Here is a 17,120-nt window from a genome sequence, read left to right as displayed (position 1 = left end):
CCCTCTCCGGTGGTCATGCGACCGATGCTAGGTCGCCCCCGGGCAGTGGACGGCCGCGGGGGTATGGCCGACGTCACCTGATGGACTAGGGCATAATGCCTCGCCGCCGAGTTTTGTCGTACCCCCGATCTAGGGTTGCGGCATGAGCGTCGAGCGGGCCAATACATTGACGGCCGGCTGGGCGTCCGTGTCCCCCGCGGGCGTGTTCTCAGCCGCCGTCGTCTATCCCCTGCTCGCCCTGCTGGCCACCGTCGCCGGCGGGCGGGCCGCCGAGGAGCTGCGCGCGGTCGCGCCGACGCCGCTGGAGCTGCCGGTCCGCGGCGCCTTGGGCGTCTGGACCCGCGAGGGCACCCCGCTGACGCTCGACTGGGCGGCCCGCTGCGACCCGCGGCTGACCGGCGACCCGGCCATCGACCGTCCGCTGCTGGACGCCTGGGCGGCCGCGCAGACCGGCGCCCCGGTCCCCCCGCTGCCGCCGTTCGGCCCCGACGACGGCCTGGTCCTGGCCTCGGCCCTGGCCGTGACCGCCGACTGGCAGGAGCCTTTCACTGATGGCGTACTGCGACCGGCCGACGGCCCCTGGGCCGGCCGGAGGGTGGCCTCGCTGCACCGTCGCGGGCCCGACCTCTCCGCGGTGCGGGTCGCCCACACCCCGGCCGGCCCGGTCACCCTGCTCACCGTCGCCGGCACGGCCGACGTCGACGTGGTCCTGTGCACGGCCGGCGGGGCCGCCCCGCCCGGCGCCGTCCTGGCCGCGGCGGTGACGGCGCGCCCGGCCGGCTCGTCACGGCCTCCGAGCGGTCCCTGCATCACCAAGGGTCTCGTCGACGCGGCCGACCCCGAGCCGGAGCTGGTCGTGAAAGTTCCCCGGTTCGCCGCCGTCGCCGCCCACGATCTGCTCGGGCTGGCCGAGGTGCTCGGCCTGGGCGCGGCCGCGGGCGCCGGCACGTTCCCGGGTATCGGCCCCGACGCCCTCCGGGTGACGGCGGCCGGGCAGAGCGTGGCGGCGGCCTTCACCGGGCCGGGATTCCGGGCCGCACCGGTCGAGCCGGCGCCGCGGGTGCAGGCACCGGTCGCCGCGGCGACCGCCCGCCGCCTGCGGGTCACGGTCCGGTTCGACTCACCCTTCGGTCACCTGACCGTGCACCGCCCGACCGGCCTGGTCCTCATGGCCGGCTGGGTATCCGACCCCGAGGAGGCGCAGTGAGTGTCGAGAGGGCCAACCGGCTCACCGCGGCGTGGGCGGCCACGCTGCCGGGTGACGGTGCCACCGTGCTGTCCGGGGCGGGCGTCTACCCGCTGCTCGCCCTGCTGGGCGGCGCCGCCGACGGGCCGGCCGCGGACGAGCTGCGGGCCGTGGCGCCGACGCCGCTGGACCTGCCCGCCTCGGTCCGGGCCGCGGTCGGACTGTGGGCGCGGGCCGGCGTGCCGCTCACCCCGGCCTGGCGGGCGCTGGTGGCCGGGCTGCTCACCGCCGACCGCGGGCCGCTGGACCGGTGGGCGAGCGAGTCGACCGGCGGCCTGATCCCGGCCATGCCGATCCAGATCGAGGACGACACCCGGCTGGTGCTGGCCGGTGCCCTGGCGATCGACACGGCGTGGGCCGTGCCGTTCCTCGACGGGCCGATGCCGGTCGAGCGCGGGCCGTGGGAGGGGCGGCGGCTCAGCGGGCTGAGCCGGCGGGCGGACACCCCGGCCGGGCTCGCGACCGCCGACACGGCCGCCGGCCCGCTCACCCTCGCGACCGTCGCCGGCGCCGACGACCTCGACGTGGTCCTGGTGATCGGCGAGGAGGGCCGGGGCCCGGGCGCGCTGCTGCCGGCCGCGGTCGCCGCCTTCCGGGCGCCGGGCGAGCTGCGCACCGACGGGCCGGGCGTCATGGTCCAGGAGTCGGTGATGCCGGGCTTCCGGCTGGAGCTGCCGCGCTTCACCGTGCGCGCCGACCACGACCTGCTGGCCCACGCCGAGGTGTTCGGGCTGCGCACGGCCGCCGACAACAGCCGGGGACACTTCCCGGGCATCGCCGACGAGCCGCTGGCGGTGTCGGCCGCGGCCCAGGCGGCCGTCGCCACGTTCACCGCCGAGGGCTTCCGGGCGGCCGCGGTCACCGCCTTCGGGATCGCGGCCGGCGCCGGGTTCTTCACGAAGTCGCGGATGGTCCAGGTGCGGTTCGACCGCCCGTTCGGGTTCCTGGCGGTGCACCGGCCGAGCGGCCTGGTCCTCTTCGCCGGCTGGGTGGCGGAGCCGGAGCCGTGGGATGCGCAGCCGGAGCCATGGGACGCCTAGGCCTGCTCGGGCTCCTCCTCCGGCTTGCCGGGGCGCCGCCAGCGTTCCGGGATCTCGCCGCGGGCCTGCATCTCCTTCCACTTCGCGAACGGGTCGAACTCGTGCTCCAGCGGCTCCTGGGGCGGGCGTTCGGCCTCGGGGACGTGGATGAGGTTGATTCGGATGCGGTACCAGACCGAGTTGATCCCCCGCATCGAGTCGACCAGGACGTCGGCCGGCTCCAGCAGCGGCCAGACCCCCGGGTGGCGCTCCTTCCACCGCTCGAGGTCCTCCAGGGCCTCCTCGCGGGTGGCGGTGCGGGTGATCTCGATGAGCGGCATGCTCGGCTGGCGCCGCCCGGTGCCCTTCTTCGCCGGGGCCTTCTTCTTGAACGTGGCCGCGAGCTCCAGCAGCGGCTCCAGCGACCCGCGGGCGTCCTCGATGCCGGCCCACGGGTCGGGCCGCTCCGGCACGGTCTCCATCGTGTAGCGGTCCGGGTCGCAGTCCGGCACCTCGTCCCAGGCGAGCGGGGCGGAGACCTTCGCCTCGTCGGACGGGCGCACCGAGTAGCCCGACGCGGTGGTGTGGTCCTTGGCGTTCTGGTTGTAGTCGAGGAAGACGCCCTGCCGCTCCTCCTTCCACCAGGCTCCGGTGGCGAGGTCGGGCGCCCGGCGGGCCACCTCCCGGGCGAAGCCCTCGGCGGCCCGGCGCACCTCGGCGAAGGTCCAGCGGGGCTCGATGCGGGCGTAGATGTGGAAGCCGCGCGAGCCGGAGGTCTTGGGCCACCCCGCGAGGCCGTACTCCTCCAGCACCTCCCGGGCGATCAGCGCCACGTCGACCACCTGCCCCCACGGCACGCCGGGCACCGGGTCGAGGTCGATGCGCAGCTCGTCGGGGTGGTCGAGGTCCTCGGCGAGCACCGAGTGGGTGTGCAGCTCCAGGCACCCGAGGTTGACGACCCAGGCCAGCTGGGCGGCGTCGCGCAGCACGATCTCCTCGGCGGTGCGCCCGGACGGGTAGCGCAGCTCGGCCGTCTCGATCCACTCGGGCCGCTTGCTGGGCGCGCGCTTCTGGAAGAACGCCTCGCCCTCGATCCCGTTGACGTACCGCTTGAGCGCCATCGGCCGCCCGCCGGCGCCGCGCAGCGCCCCGTCGGCGACGGCCAGGTAGTACCGGACGACGTCCATCTTGGTCCGGCCGGACTTCGGGAAGTACACCTTGTCGGGATTGGTGATGGTCACCTCACGCCCGGCGACCTCGATCACTTCCTCGGTGCTGCTCGCCATGTGCCGACCCTACCGAGCGGCCGCCTCCCCCGCCCCCGCGTTCGGTCGCCCGATCTCTGGTCGCCCCGGGCCCGAGCTGGGCCGGTGGGAGGGCGATCGCCGCTGGCTGAGGCCTCGCCGCAGATCCGGATCGCCCGTCGGCGGGCAGGTCCCCGCCGTCGCGCCCTGCGGCGGGCCGGGCTCGGGCATGGCTCCGCTTCCGCGGACAGGCCATGCCTGCGGCGTCCCGCTCGCGTCGCCCGTCGGCGGGCAGGTCCCCGCCGTCGCGCCCTGAGCCGGGCCAGGCTCAGGCATTGCACCGCTTCCGCGGGCAGGCCATGGCTGCGGCATACCCGCTCACGGGCTGACGCTGGCGGGCGCGTCCCGGCCTTCGCGCCCGGGGCGGGCGGGCGCGAGCGGGGTCGCTCAGGGGCGGTCTTCCTTGGTCGGGTCCTCGCCGCGGTCCAGGGCGTCCCACAGCTCGGCCTGGGACGCCGGGCGGTCCCGTTTGACCTCCGCGGGGGCGGCCGGGCGCTCGTACCGGGCGCCCATCCCCGGCCACGACCGGCCCTTGCGGGTCGTGATCACGCCGGCGACGAGCACGAGCAGGCCGCCGAGGGCGCACAGCAGCGGCCAGGCGACCTTGACGTGGTCGTCGAGTGTGACCAGGGCGGCGACCGCGATCCCGGCGCCCGAGAGGATCAGGAGCACGCCGACGACCATCCGGGCCGCGGCCCGGGTGGCGAAGAGCGCGCCGGCGCCGGCCAGCGCGACCACGCCGAGGGCGGGCAGCCACGGGGCGATCTCGGCGCCGGTCCGGTGCTCGGTGACGGGTGGCAGCGGCGCCGGCTGGGCGGTGAGCAGGTCCTGCCAGCCCCGGGTCGCGGCCAGCAGCACCAGCCCGGCCCCGACGGCACAGGCCACCGCCGTGGTCGCGAGCCCCCGCCGCCCGCTCAGGGCACCGCCCGAAGCACTGCGGCCCTTGGTCACCCCGCCGGCGGCCCCGCGCTCGGCCTCCGAGCCGGCCGGAGCCCCCGCACGGTCGCGCGCCGAGCCGGCCGACGCCTCGCCGCGGCCGGCCGACGCCTCGCCGCGGTCGCGCGGGGAGCCGGGGTCGTTCGCCGGGTCGGGGGTGCTGTTCACCGGGCCGGCCGGAGGGTCTCGGCGGTCGCGATCGCGGCGAGGACCGCGGCGGCCTTGTTGCGGGTCTCGGTCTCCTCCGCGGCCGGGTCGGAGTCGGCGACGATGCCGGCGCCGGCCTGCACGTAGGCGATGCGGTCGCGGATCATGGCGGTGCGGATGGCGATGGCGGTGTCCATGTCGCCGCCGAAGCCGAAGTAGCCGACGACCCCGCCGTACAGGCCGCGGCGGGTGGGCTCGAGCTCCTCGATGATCTCCATCGCGCGGACCTTCGGGGCCCCCGACAGGGTGCCGGCCGGGAACGTGGCGGCGAGCGTGTCGAAGGCGCTGCGGTCGTCGTGCAGTTCGCCGACGACGGTCGAGACGATGTGCATGACGTGGGAGTACCGCTCGACGGTCATGAACTCGGGCACCTCGACCGTGCCGGGCTTGCACACCCGCCCGAGATCGTTGCGGGCGAGGTCGACGAGCATCACGTGCTCCGCCCGCTCCTTCGGGTCGGCGAGCAGGTCGGCGGCGAGCGCCGCGTCCTCCTCCGGCGTGGCCCCGCGCCATCGCGTGCCGGCGATCGGGTGCAGCAGTGCCCGCCGGCCGTCGACCTTCACGTGTACCTCGGGAGAGGACCCCACGACGTCGAAGCCGTCGAAGCGCAGGAGGTACATGTACGGGCTGGGATTGGTGGTCCGCAGCACCCGGTAGACGTCCAGCGGGTCCGCGTCGGTGGCCCGTTCGAAGCGCTGGGCGACGACGATCTGGAAGCACTCCCCCGCGCGGATGGCCTCCTTGGCGGCCTCGACCGCCTTCGGGTACTCCCCGGCCGGGGTGCGGCTGACCACGTCGCCGAGCGCCACACGGTCCACAGTGGACACCAGCGGGGGCGTGGGCCGGGACAGCGCCGTGGTCATCGCGTCCAACCGGCCGATCGCCTGGTGGTACGCGGCGGCGACGGTCGCCTCGTCCGCCCCGGCCGTGGGCAGGACCGCGTTGGCGATGAGCAGCGCCGCGCCCTCGAAGTGATCGAGCGCCACCAGGTCGGTCGCGAGCATCATGCCCAGCTCGGGGTGGTGCAGGTCGTCCAGGGCCAGCTCGGGCAGCCGCTCGAAGCGACGGACCGCGTCGTAGGACAGGAACCCGACCAGCCCGCCCGACAGCGGGGGCAGGTGCAGGCCGCGCAGGTCGGCGTCGTCGGAGGTGAGGGCTTCGATCGTGGCCCGCAGTACCTCCGTGGGATCCCCGTCCACGGGAACGTTGGCCGGCGGGGCGCCGAGCCAGTGCGCGCGCCCGTCGCGCTCCACGAGGGTGGCCATGCTGCGGACGCCGATGAAGCTGTACCGCGACCAGACCGCCCCGGCCGCTCCCGCGCCCTGCTCGGCCGACTCGAGCAGGAAGGTGCCGGGGCCGCCGGCGAGCTTGCGGTACACCCCGACGGGCGTCTCGCCGTCGGCCAGCAGGCGGCGGGTCACCGGCACCACCCGGCGGGTGCGCGCCAGCTCGCGGAAGGTGGCCTCGTCCGGGGCCACGGCGCCGGTGGTCATCCGGCCACCTCCAGTGGAGTGAAGAAGCAGGTGTGGTTGCCGGTGTGACACGCGGCGCCGGTCTGCTCGACCGTGATCAGCAAGGTGTCGCCGTCGCAGTCGATCGCCACGGACTTCACGTGCTGCGCGTGGCCGGAGGTCTCCCCCTTGACCCAGTACGAGTTGCGGCTGCGCGACCAGTACGTCGCCCGCCCCGTCGTGAGGGTCCGATGCAGCGCCTCGTCGTCCATCCAGGCCAACATCAGCACCTGCCCGGTGCCGTGCTCCTGGACGACCGCGGGCACCAGCCCGGCCTCGTTCCGACGTAAACGCCGGGCGACTTCTGGATCAAGGTTCGACGACACAGCATCAATTCTCCCGCACCGCGGATACTCAGCGGTTCGGGGTCTATGGCTGCTGGTGTTGAGGGAGTACCTTGGCGGTGCGCCGCACGGAAGATCTGCGCGGTCGCCCACCCTTCCCCGCTCGCCGACGGACACCCCCTACCCGTCTTCCGCTGGGGGCACCCCACCGCCGGTTCGTGCGGTCGTCGGTTCCCGGGCGCCGCTCGGCCTCCCGGCGTCCGCGACCCCAGCGCTGAGCCCACAGCAGTCCGAGCGGGTGGCTGCCCCCGTTCGGACCGAGCGGACGGAGGACCCAACGATGCATCCAAACTTCACCCCGCCGAACAACCAGTCGAGCCCATCCCCTGAAGTGTCGGCCCCCGAGGACCACCCGGCGGAGGCCGTCATCCCGGAGCCCCGCCAGCCCCTGGACGACGCCCCGGCCGCCGCCTCCGCCTCCGCCTCCGCCTCCGACGACGCTCCTTCCGCCGACGCTGAGTCCACCTCCGCTCCCGCCGCCGACGACGCCCCGACCGCCACCGAGCCGCTGGCCGACACCCCGGCCATCTCCGTCGCCGTACCGGACGACATCTCCGCCATCGTCGGCCCGGCCCCCGACGAGGACACCCCGGAAGCCACCGACGCAGAGGCCGCCACGGTCGAGACCGACACCTCGGCGGAGGCTTCGGCCGACGCCGAGGCCGTTGAGGTCGCCGAGGCCGACGCGGAGGTTGAGGCGGAGCCCGCCGAGGCCGCTGTGGACGCCGAGGAGCAGGCCGTCGCCGAACCCGGCGACGAGGAGGCGGCCATCGAGGTCACCGAGGCTGGGGCCGAGGACACCGAAGCCGAGCCGGAACCCGAAACCGAGACCGCGGAGCCCGAGGCCGCCGCCGATGACGAGGCCGTCGCCGAGGTCGAGGCCGTCGCCGAGGTCGCTGCCGAGCCGGACGCCGAGGCCGCGGTCGAAGAGGCCGAAGCCGAGGACACCGAGGCTGCCGCCGAGCCGGAGGCCGAGACCGAGACCGCGGAGCCCGAGGCCGAGGCCGCCGCCGAGGACACCGACGACGCTGCCGAGCTGGACGCCGAGGCCGCGGTCGAAGAGGCCGAGGCTGTGATCGAGCCCGAAGCCGAGGACAGCGAGGCCGTCGCCGAGACGGAAGCCGCGGCCGACGAGGCTGAGGTCGTCGCCGAGACCGCCGACGAGGCCGAGGCCGAGGCCGAGGCCGCGATCGACGACGCTGACGACACGGCCGACGACGCCGAGGCTGAGGCGGAGGTCGAGGCTGAGGCCGAGGTCGAGGCGGAGGCCGTGGCCGACGACGCTGACGACACGGCGGACGACGCTGAGGCTGAGGCGAGCACCGACGACGCCGAGGCAGCCACGACCGACGAGACCGAGGCGGACGCCGAGGCCGAGGCGGAGATCGAGCCCGAGGCGGAGGCCGACGAGGAGCCCGAGGCGGAGGCCGCGGTTGAGGCCGAAGCGGTCGACGCCGAGGCGGACGAGGAGGCTGCGGAGACGGCCGACGAGGAGCCCGCCGCCGAGGCGGCCGACGACGTCGAGGCCGCGGCGGAGCCCAGCGACGAGGCGGACGCCGACGAGGCCGAGGCAGCCGCGGACGAGACGGTCGAGGCCGTTGCGGACGAGGCCACGGACGAGGGCGAGGAGGCCGCGGACGAGCCGGCCGCCGAGGTGGTCGTCGAAGACGCCGCCGATGAGGATGCCGAGGCGGAGGTAGCCGAGGCGGAGGTAGCCGAGGCGGAGGTAGCCGAGGCCGAGGGCGACGCCGAGCCCGCCGCGGAAAGCGACGCCGACGCCGCGGAGAGCGAGGCGGACGACGATGACGAGCCGGTCGCGGAGGTCGAGGCGGAGGAAGGCGACGAACCGGCTGCGGACGCGGAGGACGTCGCGGCTGCGGACGAACCGGAAGCGGTGACCGAGGAGGACGCCGGCGAGGAGCCCGCGGCGGAGACCGAGGACGAGGTCGCAGACGAGCCGAGCGAGGAACCGGCGGCGGAGACCGACGCGGAGCCCGAAGCCGAGGCCACTGAGGAGGCCGTCGCCGAGGCCGACGAAGAGGCTGCCGAGGAGCCCACCGCCGAGGAAGAGGCCGTCGCAGAGGCCGAAGCCGCGGACGAAGTCTCCGAGGAAGCCATCGCCGAGGCCGAGGCAGCCGAAGAGGCCGCCGAGGAAGCCGACGCTGCGGAGGACGTCGCCGAGGAAGCCGTCGCCGAAGCTGAGGCCGCCGAAGAGGCCGCCGAAGAGGCGATCGCCGAAGCCGACGCCGCGGAGGACGTCGCCGAAGAGGCCGTCGCTGAGGCCGCGGCCGCGGAAGAAGCCGCTGAGGAAGCCGTCGCCGAAGCTGAGGCCGCCGAAGAGGCCGCCGAGGAAGCCATCGCTGAAGCCACGGAGGAAGTCGCCGAGGAAGCCGTCGCTGAGGCGGAAGCCGCGGACGAAGCTGCCGAGGAGGCCGTCGCCGAGGCCGAGGTCGCGGAGGACGCCGCCGAAGAGGCCATCGCCGAGGCCGAGGCTGCGGAAGAGACCGCTGAGGAAGCCGTCGCTGAGGCGGAAGCCGCGGAGGAAGCTGCCGAAGAGGCCGTCGCTGAGGCCGAGGAAGCCGAGGCGGAGCTGGAGGGCGAAGCCGCCGGGGACGAGCCCGAGGCGGAAGTGGTCGTGGTCGAGATCGCCGAGGTCGCGGACGTCGACGCCGAGAGCGACGAGGACGAGCCCGTGGCCGAGGCGGACGCCGAGGACGACGAAGAGGCGGACGAGGACGAGCCCGAGGCTGCGGTGGTCGTGGTCGAGATCGTCGAGGTCGCGGACGTCGACGCCGAGGGCGATGAAGATGAGGCCGCCGAGGACGAGGCTGCGGCCGAGGTCGCCGAAGAGGCGGAGATCGAGGCCGAGGAAGCCGACGACGAGCCCGTTGCCGAGGCGGACGCCGAGGACGAGGACGACGAAGATGAGGCCGCCGAGGACGAGGCTGCGGCCGAGGTCGCCGAAGAGGCGGAGATCGAGGCCGAGGAAGCCGACGACGAGCCCGTTGCCGAGGCGGACGCCGAGGACGAGGACGACGAAGACGGCGGCGAGGTCGTGGCGTTCGTGGACGACGAGGAGGACGAGGACGAGGACGTGGAAGTCGCGTTCCTCCTGGCCTCGGCCGACGACGTCGACGGCGAGGAGGAGGACGAAGCGCCGATCGCGGTCGTCCTGCTCGAGGAGGACCTCGAGGAAGACCTCGAGGAGGAGGACGAGCTCGAGTACGCGGCCGTCGCGCCGGCGCAGCTGGCGCCTGGGGACATTGTCGAGCGGCGGATCGTGCTGTGGAAGCAGAAGCGGGCGGACAGGTTCCGGCAGCGGCTGGTGAAGGCGGAGTCCAAGTTCGTCGACGACCCGGTCAAGGCGGTCGCGCGGGCGTCGGCCGTCGTCAGCGACGCGATCGAGACGCTGGCGGAGAAGTTGCAGGAGCAGCAGCACGCGCTGAACCCCGGCAAGTCGTCGAAGCGGCCCGACACCGAGGCGCTGCGGGTCGCGCTGCGGCAGTACAAGGACTTCCTGGAGCGGGTGCTGTCTCTCTGAAGTACCGCTGAAGGCTCCTAAAAGGGGCGGGCCGGGACACTCCGGTCCGCCCCTGTCGCATTTACAGGTTTGACGACGCGGGCAGATTTCATTTAGCGTTGATTTCAACAGGCGTTGAAATGCAGGGAGAAGGGACCGACGATGGGGAACGCGATCGAGGTCGAGCACCTCGTCATCGCGCGCGGCAAGCGGCGGGTGCTGCACGACTTCACCTGCAGCGTGCCCAGCGGCAGCGTCACCGGGCTGCTCGGACCGAGCGGCAGCGGGAAGACCACGTTCATGCGCGCCGTGGTCGGCGTACAGAAGATCGTCAGCGGCCGGGTCACGGTGCTCGGCCACCCCGCCGGCTCGCGGCCGCTGCGCGACAAGGTCGGCTACCTCACGCAGGCGCCGAGCGTGTACGCCGACCTGACCGTCCGCGAGAACGCGCGGTACTTCGCCTCGCTCTACGGCCTCGGCGCCAAGGAGGCCGACGCGGCCGTCGCCGACGTGGGGCTGAGCACGGCCAAGGACCAGCTGGTCGGCCAGCTCTCCGGTGGGCAGCGCGCCCGCGCCTCGCTGGCCTGCGCGATCGTGAGCCGGCCCCAGCTGCTGGTCCTCGACGAGCCGACGGTCGGCCAGGACCCGGTCCTACGCAACGAGCTCTGGCAGCGTTTCCACGCCATGGCCAAGGCGGGCTCCACCCTGCTGGTCTCCAGCCACGTGATGGACGAGGCCGGCCGCTGCGACCGCCTCCTGCTGATCCGCGAGGGCCAGCTGATCGCCGACGAGACCCCCGCAGCGGTACGGCAGAACGCCGGCACCGACGACCTGGACGAAGCGTTCCTCAGGCTCGTGCAGGCCACCGACCCCGAGAAGCAGGCCACCGACCCCGAGAAGCAGGCGAACGACCCCGAGAAGCAGGCGAACGACCCGGAGAAGGTGGCCTGACCCATGTCGCTGCGACTGACCTTCGGCACCGCCGGCCGAATCCTGCGCCAGCTGCGCCACGACCGCCGGACGATCGCGATGATCCTCGTGGTCCCGACGGTACTGCTGACCCTGCTGCGGTACCTCTACGACGACAACCCACTGCTCTTCGACCGCGTCGGGCTCATCATGCTCGGCGTGTTCCCGCTGGTCATCATGTTCCTGCTGACGAGCGTGGCGATGCTGCGCGAGCGGACCAGCGGCACCCTGGAGCGGCTCCTCACCACCCCGATCGGCAAGGTCGACATCCTGCTCGGCTACGGCATCGCCTTCGCGGTCGCCGCCGCCGTGCAGGCCGCCGTCGTCTCGACCCTCGCGTTCTGGCTCCTCGGCCTGGACACGCTCGGCCCGCCGTGGCTCGTCGGCGTGATCGCGGTCGGCAACGCGGTGCTCGGCATGGCCCTCGGCCTGCTGGTCAGCGCCTTCGCCGACAGCGAGTTCCAGGCCGTGCAGTTCATGCCCGCGGTGGTACTGCCCCAGGTCCTCCTCTGCGGCCTGCTCCAGCCCCGCGATCGCATGCCGGGCTGGATGGAGGGGATCAGCGATGTGCTTCCCATGTCGTACGCCGTGCAGGCCCTCACCGAACTGGGCACCCACACCGACCCCACCGCCATCATGTGGCGAGACCTGGCGATCATCGTCGGCTGCGTGCTCGTGGCACTCTTGCTCGGTGCGGCCACACTCCGCCGCCGGACCGCCTAGCCCTGTTCGCGAGGTCCCCGGACGGCAGGGACCGCACCACGACCACGGCGCCTGCGCGCGGAAGCCGCGAAGCAGGCGCCGCCCGGTCCCCGACGAACGGCAGAAAGAGGCCCATGCCCCGCACCGGACGACGCCCCGGCAACCAGGACACGCGCGAGGCCATCCTGACCGCGGCGCGCACCGCCTTCGCGGAACGCGGCTTCGACGGGGCGTCCATCCGGCAGATCGCGACCAGCGCCGGCGTGGACCCGGCGCTGGTGCACCACTACTTCGGCCCGAAGGACCAGCTGTTCCTGGCCACGATGGAAGCCCCCATGGACCCGGGCCAGATCCTGCCGCAGGTCTTCGAGCCCGGCCTGGACGGCGTCGGCGAGCGCCTGGTCACCGCGTTCCTGACCGTGTGGGACTCCCCCGCCGGCACCGCCGCCGCGGCCCTCCTCCGCAGCGCGATGCAGCACGAGTGGTCGGCCCGCATGCTGCGCGAGTTCCTGGTCACCCAGATCCTGCGCCGCGCGACAAGGGCCCTGCAGCTCGACCCGGCCGAGGCCCCGAGGCGCGCCGCCCTCGTCGCGTCCCAGATGATCGGCATGGCCATGATGCGGTACATCTTGAAGCTCGAACCCCTGGCCTCGATGCCCCCGGACGACGTCGTGCGCAACATCGCCCCCACCATCCAGCGCTACCTCGCCGACCCCCTGCCGTAGCCCTCGGCGCTCACTCCTCGTCGGGCTCGGCGCAGTGGACCCGGGCCTGCGGCGTGAGCAACAACCCGAGCAGCGTCCCGGCACACAGCACCGGCACCAGCCCGAACGGCGTCGGCGCTTCGAGCAGCCAGGCCAGCAGCGGCATCATCGTCCCGGCAAAGCCCCAGAACACGAGGCTGGCCAGCCACGCCCAGTGCTCCCCCCGCTTGACCCGCAGCCCGAGGAAGACCACCACGGCCGCCAACGGCGACAGGAACAGCACGGCGTTGAAGAAGAGCACGAAGTCCAGATATCCGGTACCTCCCTGAGTCACCGGATCCACCTGCAGCCCCGACAGCAGCACCCCCAACGCGGCCAGCGCCAGCGTCAGCATGACGCCCCCGACCGCGTTGAATCCCGTGACCGCGATACGAACCGGCACCGGCACGTACGGCCGCTCCCCGGCTGCCATCCTGCCAATCTAGGCCATCACCACCCGACCCCGGCCCACGAAACATAGAGCCGTGCGTAAATGGACACCGTCCCGGTGACAAACGTCGCCCCAGCGTGTGACGAACACGGCCCGGCCACGAAACGCCCGCAAAGCGCAAGCACAGACCCAGCGCCGCACGCACGGAGGCGACGCCCCGCGCAAGAAGGGCGGCGTCGCAAGCACAGACCGAGCGCCGCGAGAGCCGAGGCCACGCCGCGAGAGCCGAGGCCACGCCGCGAGAGCCGAGGCCACGCCGCGAGGGCCGAGGCGACGCCGCGAGCGCGGACCGAGCGCCGCGAGAGCCAAGGCCACGCCGCGCGCAAGGTGGGCGGTGGCGCAAGCACAGACCCAGCGCCGCACGCACGGAGGCGACCGCCCCGCGCTAGAAGGGCGGCGTCGCAAGCACAGACCGAGCGCCGCGAGGGGCCGAGGCGGCGGCGCGAGGGTTAGCGGGTTTGTTCGAGCCAGGAGGCGTAGAGGCGGGCGTAGATGGAGGTGGGGTCGGTCAGGAGCGCGGCGTGCGGGCCTCGTTGGACGACGCGGCCGTGGTCGACGACGATGACCTCGTCGGCGGACTGGGCGGTGCTCAGGCGGTGGGCGATGGCGATCGTGGTGCGGCCGCGGGTCACGGCGTCCAGGGTGCGCTGGAGGCGGACCTCCGTGGCCGGGTCGACGGCGCTGGTGGCCTCGTCCAGGACCAGCAGGTCGGGGTCGGCGACGTAGGCGCGGGCCAGGGCGACCAGCTGGCGCTCGCCGACCGACAGGGCCTCGCCGCGCTCGCCCACCTGGGTCTGCAGGCCCGACGGCAGGGAGTCGAGCCAGTCGGTCAGGCCGAGCTCGGTGAAGGCGCGGGTGAGGTCGGCGTCGGTCAGGTCGGGGCGGGCGAAGCGGACGTTGTCGGCGATGGTGGCGTCGAAGAGGAAGCCGTCCTGCGGGACCATGACGACCCGGCTGCGCAGGGAGTCGAAGCGGACGTCGGCGAGCGGCACGCCGGAGAGCAGCACGCGGCCGCTGGTCGGGTCCATCAGGCGGGTCAGGAGCTTGGCGAAGGTGGTCTTGCCGCTGCCGGTCTCGCCGACCACGGCGACGCGGGTGCGGGCGGCGACGGTCAGGTGGACGTCGGTGAGCACCTCGGGGCCGTCGGGGTAGGCGAAGTGGACGTGCTCGAAGCGGACGTCGATCGGGCCGTCCGGCAGCGCGCGGCCGGACGGGCCGGGGTCGGCCACGTCGGGCTCGGTCTCGATGATGTCGAGCACCCGGCGCCAGCCGGCGATCGCATTCTGGGCCTCGTTGAGCACCTCGGTGGCGACCTGCACCGGCTGGACGAACAGCGTGGCCAGGAACAGGAACGCGGTGAGCTGCCCGACGGTGAGGTGGCCGCCGACGCCGAACAGCGTGCCGACCACGACCACCCCGGCAAGGGCCAGGCCGGCGGACAGCTCGCCGAAGCTCATGCTGACCACGTTGTTGGTCTGGGCCCGGAACTGGGCGCGGCGGCTGCGTTCGATCGAGCCGTCGAGCCGCTCGGCGGTGCGGCCCTGGATGCCGTGGGCGCGCACGACCGGGGCGCCGACGACGCTCTCGGCGATGACGCCGAGCATCGCGCCGACGCTCTCGCGGACCTCCAGGTACAGCACGCTGAGCCGCCGCTGGAAGAACCGCACCACGAAGACCAGCGGGGCGAAGGCGGCGAAGACCACCAGGGCCAGCTGCCACGAGTACACGAACATGACGATCGTGGTGACCGTGAGCTGACCCAGGTTGACCACGAACAGCAGCCCGCCGAACTGCAGGAACTGGCTGATCTGGTCCACGTCGCCGGTGACCCGGGAGACGAGCGCGCCGCGCCGCTCGGACTGCTGGTGCAGCATCGACAGGTCGTGGATGTGCCGGAAGGTGCGGGCCCGGATGCCGGCCAGGGCCGTCTCGCTGACGGTGAAGAGCCGCACGTTCATGAAGTACGCACTGATCATCGTCACGAACAGCACGGCCGCCGTGACGCCCACGATGGTGCCGATGATGCCGAGGTCGGGCCCGCCCGGTGCGCGGATGCCCCGGTCGATGCCCTGCTGGATGGCGACGGGCACGGCGACCCGGCCGGCGGTGGCCAGCAGCGCCAGGCCGAGCGTGCCGGCCAGGCCGGTGAACAGCTCGGGTGACAGCGCGAGGCCGCGCCGCAGGATGGAGGTCCGCGAGACGCTCTCGACGGTGGTCATGCGGTCACGCTCTCCTCGTCGAGCCCGTCCAGTGCGCGGTCCAGGCCGTCGTCGAGGCGGTCGGCGTCGAAGGCGTGCTCGCGCTCCCGCTCCTCCTCGGCCTTCTCGTAGGCGGTGACCAGGTCGGCGTAGCCGGGCGCGGTCGCCAGCAGCTCGGCGTGGGTGCCGCGGGCCACCACCCGGCCCCGCTCCAGGTAGACCACCTCGTCGGCCAGCGCGATGGTGGCCCGCCGGTAGGCCACGACCAGGATCGAGGCCGCCTGGGTGGCGCCGTCGGCCCGCCGCAGCGCGGCGAGGATGGCCGCCTCCACCCGCGGGTCGACGGCGCTGGTCGCGTCGTCGAGCACGAGCAGCCGGGGCGAGCCGGCCAGGGCCCGGGCGATGGTGAGCCGCTGCCGCTGGCCGCCGGACAGGGACGTGCCGCGCTCGCCGACGGTGGTGTCGAGCCCGTCGGCGAGGTGCCCGACGAACCCGTCGGCCTGGGCCAGGCGCAGCGCCCGCCAGGCCGTGTCGTCGTCGACGCCGGCCCGGTCGAGCGTGACGTTGCCGCGGATGGTGTCGTCGAAGACGAACGGCACCTGGGCGACCAGCGCGGTGCTGCCGACCAGCGCGTCCTGGGCGAGCTCGCGCAGGTCGACGCCGTCGAGGGTGACGGTGCCGGCGCCGGGGTCGACGAGCCGGGCGGCCAGCGCCGCGATGGTCGACTTGCCGGAGCCGGTCGGGCCGACGAGCGCGACCGTGCGCCCGGCCGGCACCTCGAACGTGACCTCGGAGAGCACGTCGGGGCCGTTGCCCTCGGCGTCGGTGTAGGCAAAGCGGACGTCGGTGAAGCGCAGGGCGGCCGGGCCGGTGCCGGTCAGGCCGGTCTCGCCGTAGACGGTGTCGCCCTCGGCGTCGAGCACGTGGCGGATGCGCTCCCAGCCCACGACGCTGCGGGGCAGCTCGGCGAGGACCCAGCCGATCGCCCGGACGGGGAAGGCCAGCACGGTGAACAGGAACGTGACGCTGACGACCTCGCTGACCTCGGCCGCGCCATGCTTGTAGCGCCAGGCGCCGACGAGCAGCACGGCGAGCGTGCCGATGCTGGGCAGCGCGTCGAGGACGGGGTCGAACAGGGCCCGGATCCGCCCGACCCGGATGGTGGCGTCGCGCAGCTGGACCGCCTTGTCCGCGAACCGCTCGGTCTCCGACGCCTCCCGGCCCATGGTCTTGACCACCAGCGCGCCGTCGAAGCTCTCGTGCGCCACCGTGCTGACCTCGGCCCGCAGCTGCTGGGCCAGGGCGACCCGGGGCGACATGCGACGCGAGTAGGCCACGTTGACCCCGAGCAGGGCGGGGAAGATCGCCACGCCGACCAGCGCCATGGCCCAGTCGGTGAGGAACAGGGAGACGACGGCGGCGACGAGCATGACGATGGTGCCGACCGCGAACGGGAATGGGGCGATCGGATACCACGCCGACTCCACGTCGGCGTTGGCGTTGGACAGCAGGGTGCCGGTCGGGTGGCGCTGGTGCCAGGCCAGCGGCAGGCGCAGGTAGCGGCGGGTCACCGCGCGCCGGTACTTCGCCTGGAGGTTGAACTGCATCGCGCCGGCACCGAGCCGGCGGCCGAAGATGCCGAGGATCTTGCCCAGGCTGACCGACAGGATGGCGAGGCCGCCGAGCAGCAGCGTCCCGGTGGCGACGTGGCCCTGGTCGAAGGCGGGGACGACGATCCGGCCGACGACCGCACCGGAGACGAAGGCGGTGGCGATGGTCAGGAGGCTGAACAGCACGCTGCCGACGACCGAGACGGCGAACATGTGAGGCTCGTCACGCACGGCGTGCCCCAGCACCCGAAGGCCCTTGCCGAGCACCTTGCCGCTGGTCACATCAGCCCCCAATGAGTCCTGTCGGTAAGCAACCCCGACCGCACGCCAACCTTACCGACGACCTACGACAATTTCGGG

The 17,120-nt window shown here is 73.7% G+C and carries 13 protein-coding genes; 6 read left to right on the top strand and 7 right to left on the bottom strand.

The features are described 5' to 3' along the window. The first annotated feature begins 142 nt into the window (after positions 1 to 142). Both ABD352_RS13420 and ABD352_RS13415 read left to right on the top strand, forming a co-directional pair. Positions 143 to 1,207 (top strand): hypothetical protein, encoded by a 1,065-nt coding sequence (locus tag ABD352_RS13420; RefSeq protein WP_344612645.1) that lies wholly within the window; start codon positions 143 to 145, stop codon positions 1,205 to 1,207. Beyond that, positions 1,204 to 2,286: a serpin family protein gene (locus ABD352_RS13415; RefSeq protein ID WP_344612644.1), complete on the top strand. Its 1,083-nt coding sequence runs from the start codon at positions 1,204 to 1,206 to the stop codon at positions 2,284 to 2,286. The genes ABD352_RS13420 and ABD352_RS13415 overlap by 4 nt, the downstream gene beginning before the upstream one ends. On the opposite strand, the gene ligD is transcribed toward ABD352_RS13415, so the two are convergent. The 4 genes from ligD to hisI all read right to left on the bottom strand — a co-directional run bounded on the left by ligD (position 2,283) and on the right by hisI (position 6,489). After that, positions 2,283 to 3,551, bottom strand: a complete 1,269-nt coding sequence (gene ligD / locus ABD352_RS13410) for a non-homologous end-joining DNA ligase (protein ID WP_344612643.1) — start codon at positions 3,549 to 3,551, stop codon at positions 2,283 to 2,285. The two genes, ABD352_RS13415 and ligD, sit on opposite strands and share 4 nt — an antisense overlap. A 405-nt stretch (positions 3,552 to 3,956) precedes the next feature. Beyond that, complete coding sequence (locus tag ABD352_RS13405; RefSeq protein WP_344612642.1) at positions 3,957 to 4,673, bottom strand: Trp biosynthesis-associated membrane protein; 717 nt, start codon at positions 4,671 to 4,673, stop codon at positions 3,957 to 3,959. Then, complete coding sequence (locus ABD352_RS13400) at positions 4,670 to 6,205, bottom strand: anthranilate synthase component I (RefSeq protein WP_344612641.1); 1,536 nt, start codon at positions 6,203 to 6,205, stop codon at positions 4,670 to 4,672. The genes ABD352_RS13405 and ABD352_RS13400 overlap by 4 nt, the downstream gene beginning before the upstream one ends. Beyond that, positions 6,202 to 6,489 carry a phosphoribosyl-AMP cyclohydrolase gene (hisI, locus tag ABD352_RS13395; protein WP_425553538.1) on the bottom strand — a complete coding sequence of 96 codons (288 nt, stop codon included), beginning with the start codon at positions 6,487 to 6,489 and terminating at the stop codon, positions 6,202 to 6,204. The genes ABD352_RS13400 and hisI overlap by 4 nt, the downstream gene beginning before the upstream one ends. Before the next feature lie 358 nt (positions 6,490 to 6,847). Between hisI and ABD352_RS13390 the strand changes: the two genes are divergently transcribed. The 4 genes from ABD352_RS13390 (at position 6,848) to ABD352_RS13375 (ending at position 12,483) form a co-directional block, all read left to right on the top strand. Further along, positions 6,848 to 10,108 carry a hypothetical protein gene (locus tag ABD352_RS13390; RefSeq protein ID WP_344612639.1) on the top strand — a complete coding sequence of 1,087 codons (3,261 nt, stop codon included), beginning with the start codon at positions 6,848 to 6,850 and terminating at the stop codon, positions 10,106 to 10,108. 141 nt (positions 10,109 to 10,249) lie between these two features. Beyond that, positions 10,250 to 11,038 carry an ABC transporter ATP-binding protein gene (locus ABD352_RS13385; protein WP_344612638.1) on the top strand — a complete coding sequence of 263 codons (789 nt, stop codon included), beginning with the start codon at positions 10,250 to 10,252 and terminating at the stop codon, positions 11,036 to 11,038. 3 nt (positions 11,039 to 11,041) lie between these two features. Continuing rightward, complete coding sequence (locus ABD352_RS13380) at positions 11,042 to 11,779, top strand: ABC transporter permease (RefSeq protein WP_344612637.1); 738 nt, start codon at positions 11,042 to 11,044, stop codon at positions 11,777 to 11,779. A 113-nt stretch (positions 11,780 to 11,892) separates the two neighbouring features. After that, positions 11,893 to 12,483: a TetR/AcrR family transcriptional regulator gene (locus ABD352_RS13375; RefSeq protein ID WP_344612636.1), complete on the top strand. Its 591-nt coding sequence runs from the start codon at positions 11,893 to 11,895 to the stop codon at positions 12,481 to 12,483. 10 nt (positions 12,484 to 12,493) lie between these two features. On the opposite strand, the gene ABD352_RS13370 is transcribed toward ABD352_RS13375, so the two are convergent. The 3 genes from ABD352_RS13370 to ABD352_RS13360 all read right to left on the bottom strand — a co-directional run bounded on the left by ABD352_RS13370 (position 12,494) and on the right by ABD352_RS13360 (position 17,027). Further along, entirely contained in the window at positions 12,494 to 12,934 is a 441-nt protein-coding gene (locus tag ABD352_RS13370; protein ID WP_344612635.1) for a hypothetical protein, read from the bottom strand. A 467-nt stretch (positions 12,935 to 13,401) separates the two neighbouring features. Beyond that, a complete protein-coding gene (locus tag ABD352_RS13365; RefSeq protein ID WP_344612634.1) occupies positions 13,402 to 15,171 on the bottom strand; it encodes an ABC transporter ATP-binding protein in 1,770 nt (589 codons plus the stop codon). Continuing rightward, a complete protein-coding gene (locus tag ABD352_RS13360) occupies positions 15,168 to 17,027 on the bottom strand; it encodes an ABC transporter ATP-binding protein (protein WP_344612709.1) in 1,860 nt (619 codons plus the stop codon). The genes ABD352_RS13365 and ABD352_RS13360 overlap by 4 nt, the downstream gene beginning before the upstream one ends. Between the last annotated feature and the right edge of the window lie 93 nt (positions 17,028 to 17,120).

This window comes from Dactylosporangium salmoneum, assembly GCF_039532525.1.
Lineage (GTDB): Bacteria > Actinomycetota > Actinomycetes > Mycobacteriales > Micromonosporaceae > Dactylosporangium > Dactylosporangium salmoneum.
This window is presented reverse-complemented; position numbering and strand designations above follow the sequence as displayed.

Coding starts and splice junctions, on each gene's coding strand:
- ABD352_RS13420 (WP_344612645.1), top strand. CDS start 143: ATGAGCGTCGAGCGGGCCAATACATTGACGGCCGGCTGGGCGTCCGTG.
- ligD (WP_344612643.1), bottom strand. CDS start 3,551: ATGGCGAGCAGCACCGAGGAAGTGATCGAGGTCGCCGGGCGTGAGGTG.
- ABD352_RS13400 (WP_344612641.1), bottom strand. CDS start 6,205: ATGACCACCGGCGCCGTGGCCCCGGACGAGGCCACCTTCCGCGAGCTG.
- ABD352_RS13390 (WP_344612639.1), top strand. CDS start 6,848: ATGCATCCAAACTTCACCCCGCCGAACAACCAGTCGAGCCCATCCCCT.
- ABD352_RS13385 (WP_344612638.1), top strand. CDS start 10,250: ATGGGGAACGCGATCGAGGTCGAGCACCTCGTCATCGCGCGCGGCAAG.
- ABD352_RS13380 (WP_344612637.1), top strand. CDS start 11,042: ATGTCGCTGCGACTGACCTTCGGCACCGCCGGCCGAATCCTGCGCCAG.
- ABD352_RS13375 (WP_344612636.1), top strand. CDS start 11,893: ATGCCCCGCACCGGACGACGCCCCGGCAACCAGGACACGCGCGAGGCC.
- ABD352_RS13370 (WP_344612635.1), bottom strand. CDS start 12,934: ATGGCAGCCGGGGAGCGGCCGTACGTGCCGGTGCCGGTTCGTATCGCG.
- ABD352_RS13365 (WP_344612634.1), bottom strand. CDS start 15,171: ATGACCACCGTCGAGAGCGTCTCGCGGACCTCCATCCTGCGGCGCGGC.